Here is a 13,458-nt window from a genome sequence, read left to right on the forward strand (position 1 = left end):
AAGCTGGAGCCGGCCGGAATGCCGGCCTGCTCCAGCTTCGCGTAGAGCGTCATGAGCTGCTTGTCGATCGACTGCAGCACCGACTCCGGCAGCGGCCGGCGCTGGTCGTCGACCACGCGGCCGCCAATGCGCTCGGCAAGCGACTTCGCGTAGTCGCACATCAGGCGGAACGGCAGGATGTCTTCGTCGGCCACGGGCACGTCGAGAATCAGCGTAATCAGCTCACCGCCCTTGTACGTGAGGTCGTCGCGCAGGAAGTTGGTGTCGCCGAACTGAAGCATGAACACGGGGCTCTGCTTCGCGTCGAGCTTCACGAAGCGCGTGCCGTCGCGCGAGAGCAGCAGGCCGTCCTGCGCGGCCACGGCCTGCACGTAGTTCGCCGACCACGGTGCGCCGTCCGACATCACGTTGATGGAAAGCTGCGCGTCGCACTGCGCCGCGAAGCCGTCCAGTTCGCGCGCCATCGCGACCGTTTCCATCATGTCCGGAAACTCGGGCGCGGCGTCGAGCGCGTCGGCAAACTGCTGAACGCCGGTCACGAATTCCGAGAACTCGAGTTCGTTGAGCGGGCCGTTGCGGTTCGCGAGTTGGGCAGCCGCACGCAGTTCCTCATAGCGCACGCCGCTTTGGAGCAGTTCCCAGCCGTCGCCACCTTCCGGTTTGCCTTCGATATGAACCGGCTTGCTGCCCGCACGGCGCAACCGCTGCGCAAACGGAATCACTCGCTCGCCGGCCACCGGCGCGCCGAGCCGGATGGGCACGATGCAGTCGATGCGGCAGTCAACCACGGCCGGCGGCGCCGAAGAGATCGTCGTGGCGGCCGGCATGACCGGCTCGATTCGTTCGGCTTCGTCGGCGTCGTCCTTCCTGGATTCCGGAGCGGCGGCCGCGCTTACGGCCGGCGCCGCGTCAGCGCCCTCGTCCGCAATGGATTCAGCTTCCGGAAAGCCGTTAGGTGTCGTCGTTTCCGCCTGGATGTCGGCCGGTGTATCGAGCGGCGCGGCAGTTCCGAAACCCGGCTCCACGCGCTCGGCTTCCGTGCCACCCGCGAGCGAAGGCTCGCGGCGCGACGGAGCATGTGCCGGTTCGATGAACGGGCTTTGCTCCTGGAACTCGTCGCGCTGCGGCGCTTCGACTGCCTCTTCGGGCATCGGGCGCGGCATGCGCCGGCGCACCCTCGCGCCCTGCCACGCGTTGTACACCACCACGCCCCCGACTACCACGGCGCCCGCGCCGATCAACCCGAGAGTCAACTCGTCCATGCATGCTCCATCAGCAATTCTTATTCAACGGCGCGCTCGTTGTGCGCGCCGTTTCTCTGGCGAGCGCGTTGCACGCGGCGGCTGCCTGACCGATGGCGCCGCCGGCCGCGCAACGCGCGCCGTCCGTTAGACCGTATAAATCGATTAGACCGTATTCTGGGCGAAACCCGCCGCAGTTTCCATGTCGACCGCGACGATGCGCGAAACGCCCTGCTCCTGCATCGTCACGCCAATAAGCTGCTGCGCCATCTCCATGGCGATCTTGTTGTGCGAAATGAACAGGAACTGTGTTTTGTCCGACATCGCGCGAACAAGGTTCGCGAAACGCTCGGTGTTCGCGTCGTCGAGCGGCGCGTCCACTTCGTCGAGCAGACAGAACGGCGCCGGGTTGAGCTGGAACATCGCGAACACGAGGGCCGTGGCCGTGAGCGCTTTCTCACCGCCCGAGAGCAGGTGAATCGTCGAATTCTTCTTGCCGGGCGGCTGCGCCATCACCTGCACGCCCGCGTCGAGAATCTCGTCGCCGGTCATGATGAGCTTCGCCTGGCCGCCGCCGAAGAGGCGCGGGAACAACTCGCCGAAATGACGGTTCACTTCGTCGAACGTGCCCTGCAGCAGCGTGCGCGTTTCCTGGTCGATCTTGCGGATCGCGTCTTCGAGCGTTTCGATCGCGCTCGTGAGGTCGGCCGACTGCGCGTCGAGGAACGTCTTGCGCTCCTTCGCCGCGGCCAGCTCGTCGAGCGCCGCCATGTTCACGGGCCCGAGCGCCGCGATTGCATTGTTGATGCGCGTGACTTCGCCTTGCAGATACGACGGCTTCATGTCCGCCGTGAGCTTTTCCTGCAGCGCGGCTTCGTCGACACCCGCCGCCTGAAGCTGCTCGACGAACTGCTCGCCATTCAGGCGCGCCGCCTGTTCCTTCAACTGGAGCTCGGTGATGCGGTCGCGCAGCGGCTGCAGCGCACGCTCCGCGGCGAGGCGCGTTTCGTCGGCGGCGCGCAGCCTGGCTGTCAGGTCGTCGAGTTCAGCGCGCGCCGCGCGCAGCGTTTCTTCCTTCTGCGCGCGGATTTCCAGCGCGTCCTGAAGGCCCGTGTGCGCGGTCTGCTCGTTGATCGTTTCCAGCTCGGCGCGCGCGTCTTCGAGCGACGCGGCCACGCGTTCGCTCTGATCGTGCGCGACCTGAATGTTGCGCCTCAGCTCTTCGATGCGGTTCGCCATGTTGCGCGCGGCGAAGCGCGCGTCGGCGGCAGCGCGTTCGAGGTCGCGCGCCTGATTGCGCGCCGCGCCCAGCTCCTCGTCGAGGGCTTCGAATGCGAGCTGGTTGTCCTCGAAGCGCGCTTGCAGTTCGGCAAGCTCGGCGTCGTGGCGTTCGAAGTTTGCTTCCGACTCCGCTCGCAGCGCGCGCTGCTCTTCGATCTGCGTGCGAATCTCTTCCAGTTCTTCGCGGATCTGCGTGCTGCGTGCCGTGTAGCGCTCATGCGCCTGCGTGAGCTTCAGCACGTCCATCTGCAGCGCGTGCACGCGCTGCGTTGCGCGCTCGGCCTGCTGGCGCACGTCCGTGAGCACCTGAGCGGCCTGCGTGTGTGCCGCTTCCGCGCGCACGACAGCGGTGCGTGCCTCGTCGGCGAGCAGCGCCTGAGCGCGCACTTGCCGCTCGAGATTCTCGATCTCCTGCTGACGCGCGAGCATGCCGGCCTGCTCGGTGTCGGCGGCGTACAGCTGCACGCCCACGCGCGTCACCATGTGGCCGGCCTTAACGACGAACGCGCCGCTGCCCGGCAGTTGCGCGCGCTGGGCAAGCGCCTCGGCGAGATCGTTGGCAACGAAGGTCGAGCCGAGCCATTCGGTGAGCACCGCACGCAGGCCCGCGTCGTCGATACGCACCAGCGAAAGCAGCGGCGTGAGGCCCGCGGGCACGGCGCTTGTCTGTCCCGCGGCAGGCGGCGAATAGAATGCGAGCTTCGCGGGCGGCGCGTCGCTTGCGAATGCCTTCACCCAGTCGAGGTTCGACACTTCGAGCGCGGCGAGCCGCTCACGCAGCACGGCTTCGAGCGCCGTTTCCCAGCCCGCTTCGACGTGCAGCTTCTTCCACAGCCGCGGCAGCGCGCCCAGTTCGTGACGCTCGAGCCACGGCTGGATCTTGCCTTCCGTCTGCACGTTTTCCTGCAACTGCTTGAGCGCGGCGAGACGGGCTTCGAACTGGTGAATCTGCGCGTTTTCGGCCTGCACGCGATCGTGTGCGGCGCGGCGCTCCGCGTCGAGGCGCGGCACCGTTTCCTGCGCATCGGCAAGACGCGCCTGCGCCTCGTGCAGCACTTCTTCTTGCTCGGCAAGCTGCATGCGCAACTCTTCGAGCTGGGTTTCGTCCGGCGCGTCGAGACCGCCTTCCTCCGACTTCAGCCGCTCATGGCGTTGCTGAAGCTGCTGGAGCATCTGATCGGCGTTGCGCTGGTGCGCGGCTTCGAGCTTGATGGCCTGCTCGGTGCGCGCGATACCCGCGCGCTCGTCGTTCAGTTGCGCTTGCGCGTCGCGCCAGCGGTTTTCGAGTGCGGGCAGCGCTTCCTGCTTCGCCGCCGCATCTTCCTCTGCGAGCGCCGCCTTTTCTTCGGCGATCGCCAGTTGCTCTTCGGCGTCTTCGATGTCGTCCTGCGCCTTCTGCGCCTGGACTTGCCACTGCTCGCGCTGCGCGCTCAGCGCGGCGATCTGTGCCTGCACGCGGTTGCGCGACTCGACGATGAACTTGATCTCGGCTTCGAGGCGGCTCACCTCGGCGTTCGCTTCATAGAGCGAACCCTGCGCGCCCTGCATGGCGTCGCTTGCCGAGTAATGGGCCACGCGCAGCGTTTCGAGCTGTGCTTCCACTTCGCGCAGTTGCGCGGTATGGCGCTCCAGGTCGATCTGCGCCTGCTCGATCGCGCGCTGCTGGCGTTGCTGCTCGCCCGCCGCCTCGTTCTTGCGCAAGAGCCACAGAAGGCGCTGCTTTTCCTCTCCCTCGGATTGCAGCTCGCGGAATTTCGTGGCGACGACGGCCTGGCCTTCGAGTTTTTCGAGGTTGTTGGACAGCTCGCGCACGATGTCTTCGACACGCGTAAGGTTCTCGCGCGTATCGTGCAGACGGTTCTCGGTCTCGCGGCGGCGTTCCTTGTACTTCGAAACACCCGCAGCTTCTTCGAGGAACACGCGCAGTTCTTCGGGCTTCGCCTCGATGATCCGCGCGATCATGCCCTGCCCGATGATCGCGTACGCGCGCGGACCCAGGCCCGTGCCGAGGAAGATGTCCTGGATATCGCGCCGGCGCGCCGGCAGGTTGTTGATGTAGTAGCTCGAAGTGCCGTCACGCGTGAGCACGCGCTTCACAGCGATCTCGGCATACTGGCCCCACTGGCCGGCGGCGCGGCCGTCCGCGTTGTCGAACACCAGCTCGACGCTCGCGCGGCTGCCCGGCTTGCGCGCGGTGGAACCGTTGAAGATGACGTCCTGCATCGATTCGCCGCGCAGCTCGGACGCCCGGGATTCACCCAGCACCCAACGCACCGCGTCGATGATGTTGGACTTCCCACAGCCGTTAGGCCCGACCACTCCGACGAGTTGGCCCGGAACCTGGAAATGCGTGGGATCGACGAATGATTTGAAGCCAGCGAGTTTAATCGAGGTCAGACGCACGGCGATATCGCTGTTTGAATAGTGGTGAACGGGACCGCCCGTGCCGTACGTCGCTTGCCGCCGCGAATCCGGAATCGATCGCACGGCGGCGCAGTGCGCACAGGACAGGCGCCACGGCTCGCCGCACGAACGCGCATGCGCGCGAACGCTCGGCGGGAATCAGCGGCAATCATACCATCGCACGCGCGCCATTCCGCGCGCGGGAAGGCCCTGGGCCCGTGCCGCCGCCCGCGCTGCCATCGCCGTTGCCGCCGCCGTTGCTGTCATCGCCGCCTGGGCCGTTGCCGTCAGCGTCGTCCGGGTCATCGGTGCGGCTCGCGTCCGCGTGGGTCATGACGCTCGCGTCGGCGCTCACGTGCGCGCCGCCCTTGCGCGCGTCCTGCGCGCGATGCACCCAGCTCGACAGCAGCGAAGCCAGCACGATACACGCGCCGCCCGCCCATTCGCGCGGGCCCGGCGTCTCGCCGGCGAAGAGCCACGACGTGAGCGCCGTCACGACGATCTCGAACAGCATGATGATCGAGGCGCGGTTCGCCGGCACGCGGGCGAGCCCGTACTGAACGAGCATGTTGTTGGTGCCGAGCACGATGCCGAGCGCCAGCACTAGCAGCACGACGCGCGCGAGATGCTCGCCTGCCGGGGCAGCCGACATCGGCTCGAAGCAGGAGGTCAGCGCGCCGAACAGCGCCGCGCCCGCGAAGATCGTTGCAGTGCGCATCTCCGGCTTCATGTGCGGGAGCACGCGGCTCGTCTTCACGACCAGCACGTTGCTCATCGCGAACCCCATGCCCCCGATCAGCCCCGCCCATTCGGCGGCGTTGGCGGGCAGCGGCACGCCGAGCTTCGGCGACCACAGCATCAGCACGGCACCGAGGAGCGAGAGCGCCGAGAGCGCGCCGCCCGCCCAGTTCAGGCGCTCGTGCAGGATGAAGTGCGCGAAGATCGCCGTCCACGCCGGGGTCAGATAAAAGAGCAGCAGCACGCGCATCACTTCGCCGTGGATCGCGCCCCACACGAAGCCCACGTTGGTCACGCCCGCGGCAAGCCCGAGCATCGGCAGGACCCAGTGCCAGCGCACCGTCGCGAGCGAGCGCCAGCGCAGCACCAGCACGAAGAGGCAGCCGGCTGCGCTCGTCGCGGCGCTGGAGGCCGTGCCGGTGAGACCGGCGGCCGCCAGCATGCGCAGTGGATACCAGACAAAACCCCATACGGACGCGCCAATCATGATGGCGAGCGTCGGCCAGGCGGCGCGCAAGCCCGTGCTCTGGCTCATTGCTTGTGCTTCCCTTGGCGCGGCCGCGTGTTCGCAGCGCCTACGTTGCCGTTCGAAAATTCCATGCTTTTCCTTTGTTTCGTCGTCCGGCAAGCACCGGCATGGCCATGGCGGGGCCAGGCCGGTGCCCGCAGCGACAGCGGCACCACGCTATAATCGAAAGCTTGCAGCCGCGAGGCCGCGCCGCGCTTTCCGTGTTTTTCGCCCAGCCGAGCGCCGCGCAACTGGCTCGCCGGCCCGCATTGGCCGCTCCAATCCCGCGCGCCGCGCCATCCGTCTTTCGCCCACGCCTGTTCGACGCCCAAGTGAATCCGCTACTCGACACCCTTCAGTCCTATCCCTTCGAAAAGCTGCGCGTCCTCTTCAAGGACGTCGCGCCGAACGCCGGCCTGCGCCACATCAGCTTCGGGATCGGCGAGCCGAAACACCCGACGCCCGCGCTGATTCGCGACGCCATCGTGGCCTCGCTCGACGGCCTCTCGTCGTACCCGGCTACGGCGGGCACGCCGGCGCTGCGCGAATCGATTGCGAACTGGGTGAAGGCGCGCTACGGGCTGCCGGCCATCGATGCGACCACGGAAGTCCTGCCCGTCTCGGGCTCGCGCGAGGCGTTGTTCGCGCTCGCGCAGGCCGTCATCGACCCGACAGCGGGCGTGAAAGACCCGGCAAAGCGGGCGATCGTACTCTGCCCGAACCCTTTCTACCAGATCTACGAAGGCGCCGCGCTGCTGGGCGGCGGCGAGCCGTACTTCGTGAATAGCGATCCGGCCCGCAACTTCGCCTGCGACTATTCGCAGGTTCCCGAAGAAGTCTGGGCGCGCACGCAGCTGCTGTACGTGTGCTCGCCGGGGAACCCCACGGGCGCCGTGATCACGCTCGATGACTGGCGCGAGCTGTTCGCCCTCTCCGACCGCTACGGCTTCGTGATCGCCTCGGACGAGTGCTACTCGGAAATCTACTTCGACGAAGCGAATCCGCCGCTGGGCGGTCTCGAGGCCGCGCACAAGCTGGGCCGCGGCTTCGAGCGCCTCGTCATGCTGTCGAGCCTTTCCAAGCGTTCGAACTCTCCGGGCATGCGCTCGGGCTTCGTGGCCGGGGACGCCGCCATCCTCAAGCAGTTCCTGCTGTACCGCACGTATCACGGCGCGGCTTTGTCGCCGGTGTGGCAGTCCGCCAGTATCGCGGCCTGGAACGACGACGCGCACGTGCGCGAAAACCGTGCGAAATACGTGAAGAAGTTCTCGACCGTCACACCCATGCTCGCCGACGTGCTCGACGTGAAACTGCCCGACGCAGCGTTCTACCTCTGGGCCAACGTCGCGCGCACCGGCATGACGGACACCGCGTTCGCCCGGCGTCTCTACGCCGACTATAATGTGACGGTTCTGCCCGGCTCGTTCCTCGCGCGCGAGGCGCACGGCACGAATCCCGGCAAAGACTTCGTCCGCATGGCGCTCGTCGCCGACGTCGAGGAGTGCATCGAGGGCGCGCAGCGCATCGTCGAGTTCTGCCGCTCGCTCAAACCGTAAAGCCTTTGCGTGCGCGCCGGGGTCCTGCACCTCGCTGCGCGCAACACCGCTTTCCACCATCAATCTCACGAAATCACCACCATGTCGCAACAACTTCAGCAGATCATCGACACCGCCTGGGAAAACCGCGCCGACTTTTCGCCCAAGTCGGCCCCGAACGACGTGCGTGAAGCCGTCACCCACGTCATTGCCGAACTGGACCGTGGCGCGCTGCGCTGCGCCGAGAAGAAGGACGGCGACTGGGTCGTCAACCAGTGGGTGAAGAAGGCCGTGCTGCTGTCGTTCCGCCTGGAAGACAACGCACCGATGCCCGCCGGCGGCTACAGCCAGTTCTACGACAAGGTGCCCTCGAAGTTCGCGAACTACACGGCCGAAGACTTCGCCGCGGGCGGCTTCCGCGTCGTGCCGCCGGCCATCGCGCGCCGCGGCTCGTTCATCGCGAAGAACGTCGTGCTGATGCCCTCGTACACCAACATCGGCGCGTATGTCGATGAAGGCACGATGGTCGACACGTGGGCCACGGTCGGTTCCTGCGCGCAGATCGGCAAGAACGTGCACCTTTCGGGCGGCGTGGGTATCGGCGGCGTGCTGGAGCCGCTGCAGGCCAACCCGGTCATCATCGAAGACAACTGCTTCATCGGCGCGCGCTCGGAAGTCGTGGAAGGCGTGATCGTCGAAGAAAACTCGGTCATCTCGATGGGCGTGTACCTCGGCCAGTCGACCAAGATTTACGACCGCGAAACCGGCGAAGTCACGTACGGCCGCATTCCGGCGGGCTCGGTCGTGGTCGCGGGCAACCTGCCCTCGAAGGACGGCTCGCACAGCCTGTACTGCGCCGTGATCGTCAAGAAGGTCGACGCCAAGACGCGCGCCAAGGTCGGCCTGAACGAGCTGCTGCGAGGCGACTGATGGCGAAGTCCGCCAAGACCGTTGTCTACGGCATTCCGAACTGCGACACCGTGAAGAAGGCCCGCGTGTGGCTCGAAGAGCACGGCGTCGAGTTCGAGTTTCACGACTTCAAGAAGGCTGGCGTCTCGAATGCGCTCGTCCAGGACTGGCTCAAGGACGTGTCGCTCGATCAGCTCATCAACAAGCGCGGCACCACCTGGCGCGGCCTTTCGGACGTGCACAAGGCCGAAGCCGACACGACCGCCGGCGCGATCGCGCTGATGATCCACAAGCCGTCGATCATCAAGCGGCCCGTGGTCGTGGTGAACGGCCGCGTGAAGACGCTCGGTTTTTCCGCCGACCAGTATGCGGAGCTGTTCGCTTGAGCGCCGCATGAGACCCGTGCGCCCGATCTGCTTCTTGGCAGGTCGTGCGCACATGGTCATGACAAGTTGTTGCCGGCCCCTGCTCCATCAGCGGCGCCGGCATTTTTATTGAAAGTGGTCTTTTTATGTCCGCCACCCTCGCCCTTACCGAAGCCCTGATCGCGCGCGCGTCCGTCACGCCCGACGACCAGCACTGCCAGCGCATCATGACCGAACGCCTCAGTGCGCTCGGCTTCACGTGCGAAACGATCGAATCCAACGGCGTGACGAACCTGTGGGCCGTGAAGCGCGGCACCGCGGGTGCGCAAGGCCCGTTGCTGGCCTTCGCGGGCCACACGGACGTCGTGCCCACCGGCCCCATCGAACAATGGAGCTCGCCGCCGTTTCAGCCCTCGCACCGCGACGGCGTTCTCTACGGCCGCGGCGCCGCCGACATGAAGACCTCGCTCGCGGCCTTCGTGGTGGCGAGCGAAGAGTTCGTGGCGGCCCAGCCGAAGCATCGCGGCGCCATCGCGTTCCTCATCACGAGCGACGAAGAAGGCCCGGCCACGGACGGCACCGTGAAGGTCGTCGAAGCGCTGCAGGCGCGCGGCGAGAAGATGGATTACTGCATCGTGGGCGAGCCGACTTCGACGAATACGCTCGGCGACTGCGTGAAGAACGGCCGCCGCGGCTCGATGTCGGGCAAGCTCGTTGTGAAGGGCGTGCAGGGGCATATCGCCTATCCGCATCTCGCGAAGAACCCGGTGCATCTGCTGGCTCCTGCGCTCGCCGAACTCGTCGCAGAGAAGTGGGACGACGGCAATGAATACTTCCCGCCCACCACGTGGCAGGTGTCGAACATGCACAGCGGCACGGGCGCGAGCAACGTGATTCCGGGCCATGCCGACGTGATGTTCAACTTCCGCTTCTCGACTGCGAGCACGGTGGAAGGTTTGCAAAAACGCGTGCACGCGATCCTCGACAAGCACGGCCTCGAATACGACCTGCACTGGAGCGTGAGCGGCCTGCCCTTCCTCACGCCGCGCGGCTCGCTCTCGAACGCACTCGAAAAGGCGATCCACGACGAAACCGGCGTGAAAACCGAACTCTCGACCACGGGCGGCACGTCCGACGGCCGCTTCATCGCGCGCATGTGCGAGCAGGTGGTGGAGTTCGGGCCGCCCAACGCCAGCATCCACAAGATCGATGAGCATATCGAAGTGAAATTCATCGATCCGCTCAAGAATGTATATCGCCGCGTGCTCGAACAGCTGATCGCCTGACCGGCCAACCGAACACGCTCTGGAGTCCAGAACATGACCCATCCGCTAGCCGCTACCTTCGTCACCGTTCGCGACCTGCTGCGCTACGGTGTCTCGCGCTTTTCGGCCGCGCAACTCGCATTCGGCCACGGCTCGAGCAACGCCTACGACGAGGCCGCGTACCTGATCCTGCATACGCTGCATTTGCCGCTCGACCTGCTCGACCCGTTTCTCGACGCGCGCCTGACGGCCGAGGAAATCGACAAGGTGCTCGGCGTGATCGAGCGCCGCGCGACCGACCGCGTGCCCGCCGCCTACATCACGCAGGAAGCGTGGATGCACGGCCTGCGCTTCTACGTGGATGAGCGCGTCATCGTGCCGCGCTCGTTCATCGGCGAGCTGCTCGCAGACGGCCTGCAACCCTACGTGGAAGACCCCGAGCAGGTGACTGCGGTGCTGGAACTGTGCACCGGTTCGGCAAGCCTCGCGATTCTCGCGGCGCACGCATTCCCGAACGCCGATATCGACGCCGTCGACCTTTCCGCGCCCGCGCTCGAAGTCGCGAAGCGCAACGTGCACGAACACGATCTCGACGAGCGCATCGCCCTTTTCGAAGGCGACCTGTATGCGCCGCTGCCCGAGCGCCGCTACGACGTGATCATCACGAACCCGCCGTACGTGAACGCCGATTCGATGGTGGCGCTGCCGCCCGAGTACAAGCACGAGCCCGAAATGGCGCTCGCGGGCGGCGCGGACGGCATGGACATCGTGCGCCGCATCGTCAAGGACGCGCGCAACTGGCTCACCGACGACGGCGTGCTGGTGATCGAGATCGGCAACGAGCGCGAGAACGTGGAAGCGGCGTTCGGCGGCCTCGACCTCGTCTGGCTCTCGACGAGCGCCGGCGACGACCAGGTCTTCCTGATTCAGGCCTGCGACCTGCCGGTCTGATTGTCCTGCGCGAGCGAGCCGCGGTGCCCGTGCGCCGTTTTTTGACGCAGGTCGCCGCATGCAGGACAGGGACGATAGCCGTCGTCGCAGCGGGTTCGGTAAGATTGAGCCCTCCGGCCGTGCGCTTCCCGGCGCGCGCCGGCCCTGCGTCCGGCTGAAGGAGCGTCCCACGCATTTATGCGATTCGACTGGTCACACCTCGGCACGCTGCTAGCGATCATCCACCTGCTTGGACTGATCGCAGCGTGCCACGCCATTCTCAATACGCGCACTTCGCAAGGCGCGATCGCCTGGGCCGTCTCGCTCGCGACGATGCCCTACCTCACGCTCGTCCCGTATCTCTTTCTCGGCCGCAGCAAGTTCGCGGGCTATGCCGACGCGAGGCGCCTGCGCAACGAAACCTTGCGCTCTCGCGCCCACGCGCCCGAGTGGGACAAACTCGTCTCCGCGGGCGAATGGCCGTCCGACGAACTGGGCGTACGCGTGATCCGCACATTCGCTCGGCTGGGCGGCATGCCGCTCGTGCCCGGCAACGCCGTGCGCACGCTCGTGAATGGCGAAGCGACCTTCTCCGCCATCTTCGATGCAATCGAGCAAGCCCGGCACTACGTGATCGTGCAGTTCTTCATCGTGCGCGCCGACGCGCTCGGCGACATGCTCAAGGACGTGCTGCTCGACTGCAGGAAACGTGGCGTGCGCGTGTACTTCCTGTACGACAGCATCGGCTCGTTCGACCTGCCCGCGAGCTACGTGCACGAGTTGCAGGACGGCGGCGTGGAAGTCCACCCGTTCTCCACGAAGCGCCACTTCGTCAACCGCTTCCAGCTCAACTTCCGCAACCACCGCAAGATCGTCGTGGTGGACGGCCAGCACGCGTTCGTGGGCGGCCATAACGTGGGTATCGAATACCTCGGTGCGAATGCGCGGCTCTCGCCCTGGCGCGACACGCATATCGAATTGCGCGGACCGGCGGTTGCCAATGTACAGTTCGCCTTCACCGAAGACTGGTACTGGGCCACCCAGCAGCTTCCCGGCTGCGAGCCGCCCACGGTCGTGCCGCAGGACGGCGACGACATGTACTGCCTCGTCTTGCCCACGGGCCCGGCCGACCGCCAGGAGACCTGCTCACTCTTCTTCGTCGAGGCGATCAACGCCGCGAAAAAGCGCCTGTGGATCACCACGCCCTACCTCGTGCCCGACGAAGCCGTGTTCTCGGCACTGCGCCTCGCGGCGCTGCGCGGCGTGGACGTGCGCATCATGATCCCGAGCCGGCGCGACCATTACGTGGTGTTCGAGGCGTCCATGCTGTACGCCTTCGACGCGGTGCGCGCGGGCATCCGCATCTTCCGCTACAAGCCGGGCTTTTTGCACCAGAAGGTCGTGCTGATCGACGACGTGGCCGCGGCCATCGGCAGCGCGAATCTCGACAACCGGTCGTTTCGCCTGAACTTCGAGATCATGGTGCTGACCGTGCATCGCGGCTTCGCAGCCGAGGTCGAAGCGATGCTGCTGCGCGACTTCGCGCAGACGTTCGAGATCGACCGCAGTGAGTACCGCGACGCGCCCGCGTGGCGCAAGATCACCATGCACCTCGCGCGGCTCTTTGCGCCGATTCTCTAGCGCGCCTCTGCCACCCAGCGGCGCTCACAGCTGCTTTTCGATGTCCGCCGCAATGGCCTCAGGCTTCGTCACGGGCGCGTAGCGCTTGATTACGCTGCCGTTGCGGTCGACCAGAAACTTCGTGAAATTCCACTTGATGCCTTCGAGCCCGAGGAGCCCCGGCGCCTCGCCCGTGAGCCAACGATACAGCGGGTGCGCGTTCGCGCCGTTCACGTCGATCTTCTCGAACATCGGAAACGTGACGCCAAAGTTCTTCTCGCAGAAGCTGCCGATCTGTGCGGCGTCGCCGGGTTCCTGCTTGCCGAACTGGTTGCACGGAAAGCCGAGCACCGCGAGCCCGCGCGCGGCGTACTGGTCATAGAGCTTTTGCAGGCCGGCGTACTGCGGCGTGAATCCGCATTCGCTCGCGGTATTGACGATCAGGAGCACCTTGCCCGTATAGCGCTCGAGGCTCACCGGCTCGCCGCCGCCAAGCGGTTGCGCCGAAAACGAATAGATCGATGTCATCTGGCTCTCCCGTGGAAAAGCGCCAGTCTACGTGAGAAAAGGTGCAATTAGCACTCGACCAAACGGCTAGCCGTTCGGCCAATGCCGGCGAACGGCCGGCACAGTCTAAAATACCGCTTTCTTTCGTTTTCTTCC

10 protein-coding genes are annotated in these 13,458 nt (G+C 66.0%); 6 read left to right on the forward strand and 4 right to left on the reverse strand.

The genetic code is table 11. The features are described 5' to 3' along the window. The 3 genes from VSR72_RS12815 to VSR72_RS12825 form a co-directional block, all read right to left on the reverse strand. On the reverse strand, positions 1 to 1,262 hold a 1,262-nt coding region (locus VSR72_RS12815; RefSeq protein ID WP_342952739.1), incomplete at its 3' end, for a cell division protein ZipA C-terminal FtsZ-binding domain-containing protein. A 144-nt stretch (positions 1,263 to 1,406) separates the two neighbouring features. Further along, positions 1,407 to 4,925: a chromosome segregation protein SMC gene (gene smc / locus VSR72_RS12820; RefSeq protein WP_342952968.1), complete on the reverse strand. Its 3,519-nt coding sequence runs from the start codon at positions 4,923 to 4,925 to the stop codon at positions 1,407 to 1,409. A 169-nt stretch (positions 4,926 to 5,094) separates the two neighbouring features. Beyond that, complete coding sequence (locus VSR72_RS12825) at positions 5,095 to 6,198, reverse strand: DMT family transporter (RefSeq protein WP_342952740.1); 1,104 nt, start codon at positions 6,196 to 6,198, stop codon at positions 5,095 to 5,097. 290 nt (positions 6,199 to 6,488) lie between these two features. On the opposite strand from VSR72_RS12825, the gene dapC reads away from it, so the two are divergent. From dapC to cls, 6 genes are all read left to right on the forward strand, one after another. Further along, a complete protein-coding gene (dapC, locus tag VSR72_RS12830) occupies positions 6,489 to 7,727 on the forward strand; it encodes a succinyldiaminopimelate transaminase (protein WP_342952969.1) in 1,239 nt (412 codons plus the stop codon). Positions 7,728 to 7,808: 81 nt separating this feature from the next. Continuing rightward, positions 7,809 to 8,636: a 2,3,4,5-tetrahydropyridine-2,6-dicarboxylate N-succinyltransferase gene (gene dapD, locus VSR72_RS12835; RefSeq protein WP_342952741.1), complete on the forward strand. Its 828-nt coding sequence runs from the start codon at positions 7,809 to 7,811 to the stop codon at positions 8,634 to 8,636. Continuing rightward, on the forward strand, positions 8,636 to 9,001 hold the full coding sequence (locus VSR72_RS12840; protein ID WP_028204073.1) for an ArsC family reductase: 366 nt from the start codon (positions 8,636 to 8,638) through the stop codon (positions 8,999 to 9,001). Before dapD ends, VSR72_RS12840 begins: the two co-directional genes overlap by 1 nt. A gap of 125 nt (positions 9,002 to 9,126) precedes the next feature. Beyond that, entirely contained in the window at positions 9,127 to 10,266 is a 1,140-nt protein-coding gene (dapE, locus tag VSR72_RS12845; RefSeq protein ID WP_342952742.1) for a succinyl-diaminopimelate desuccinylase, read from the forward strand. Positions 10,267 to 10,299: 33 nt separating this feature from the next. Continuing rightward, a complete protein-coding gene (gene prmB / locus VSR72_RS12850) occupies positions 10,300 to 11,196 on the forward strand; it encodes a 50S ribosomal protein L3 N(5)-glutamine methyltransferase (RefSeq protein WP_342952743.1) in 897 nt (298 codons plus the stop codon). Between the two features lie 177 nt (positions 11,197 to 11,373). Further along, a complete protein-coding gene (gene cls / locus VSR72_RS12855; protein WP_342952744.1) occupies positions 11,374 to 12,816 on the forward strand; it encodes a cardiolipin synthase in 1,443 nt (480 codons plus the stop codon). Positions 12,817 to 12,840: 24 nt separating this feature from the next. On the opposite strand, the gene VSR72_RS12860 is transcribed toward cls, so the two are convergent. Continuing rightward, positions 12,841 to 13,323, reverse strand: coding sequence for a glutathione peroxidase (locus VSR72_RS12860; RefSeq protein WP_342952745.1), 483 nt, complete (start codon positions 13,321 to 13,323; stop codon positions 12,841 to 12,843). Positions 13,324 to 13,458 lie beyond the last annotated feature (135 nt).

The organism is Paraburkholderia sp. JHI869 (genome assembly GCF_038900775.1).
In the GTDB taxonomy this organism is placed as follows: Bacteria; Pseudomonadota; Gammaproteobacteria; order Burkholderiales; family Burkholderiaceae; genus Paraburkholderia.

Bases quoted from the DNA above. Each gene is read 5' to 3' on its own strand.
- dapD (WP_342952741.1), top strand. From the start codon at position 7,809: ATGTCGCAACAACTTCAGCAGATCATCGACACCGCCTGGGAAAACCGC.
- prmB (WP_342952743.1), top strand. From the start codon at position 10,300: ATGACCCATCCGCTAGCCGCTACCTTCGTCACCGTTCGCGACCTGCTG.
- dapE (WP_342952742.1), top strand. From the start codon at position 9,127: ATGTCCGCCACCCTCGCCCTTACCGAAGCCCTGATCGCGCGCGCGTCC.
- cls (WP_342952744.1), top strand. From the start codon at position 11,374: ATGCGATTCGACTGGTCACACCTCGGCACGCTGCTAGCGATCATCCAC.
- VSR72_RS12825 (WP_342952740.1), bottom strand. From the start codon at position 6,198: ATGAGCCAGAGCACGGGCTTGCGCGCCGCCTGGCCGACGCTCGCCATC.
- VSR72_RS12860 (WP_342952745.1), bottom strand. From the start codon at position 13,323: ATGACATCGATCTATTCGTTTTCGGCGCAACCGCTTGGCGGCGGCGAG.
- VSR72_RS12840 (WP_028204073.1), top strand. From the start codon at position 8,636: ATGGCGAAGTCCGCCAAGACCGTTGTCTACGGCATTCCGAACTGCGAC.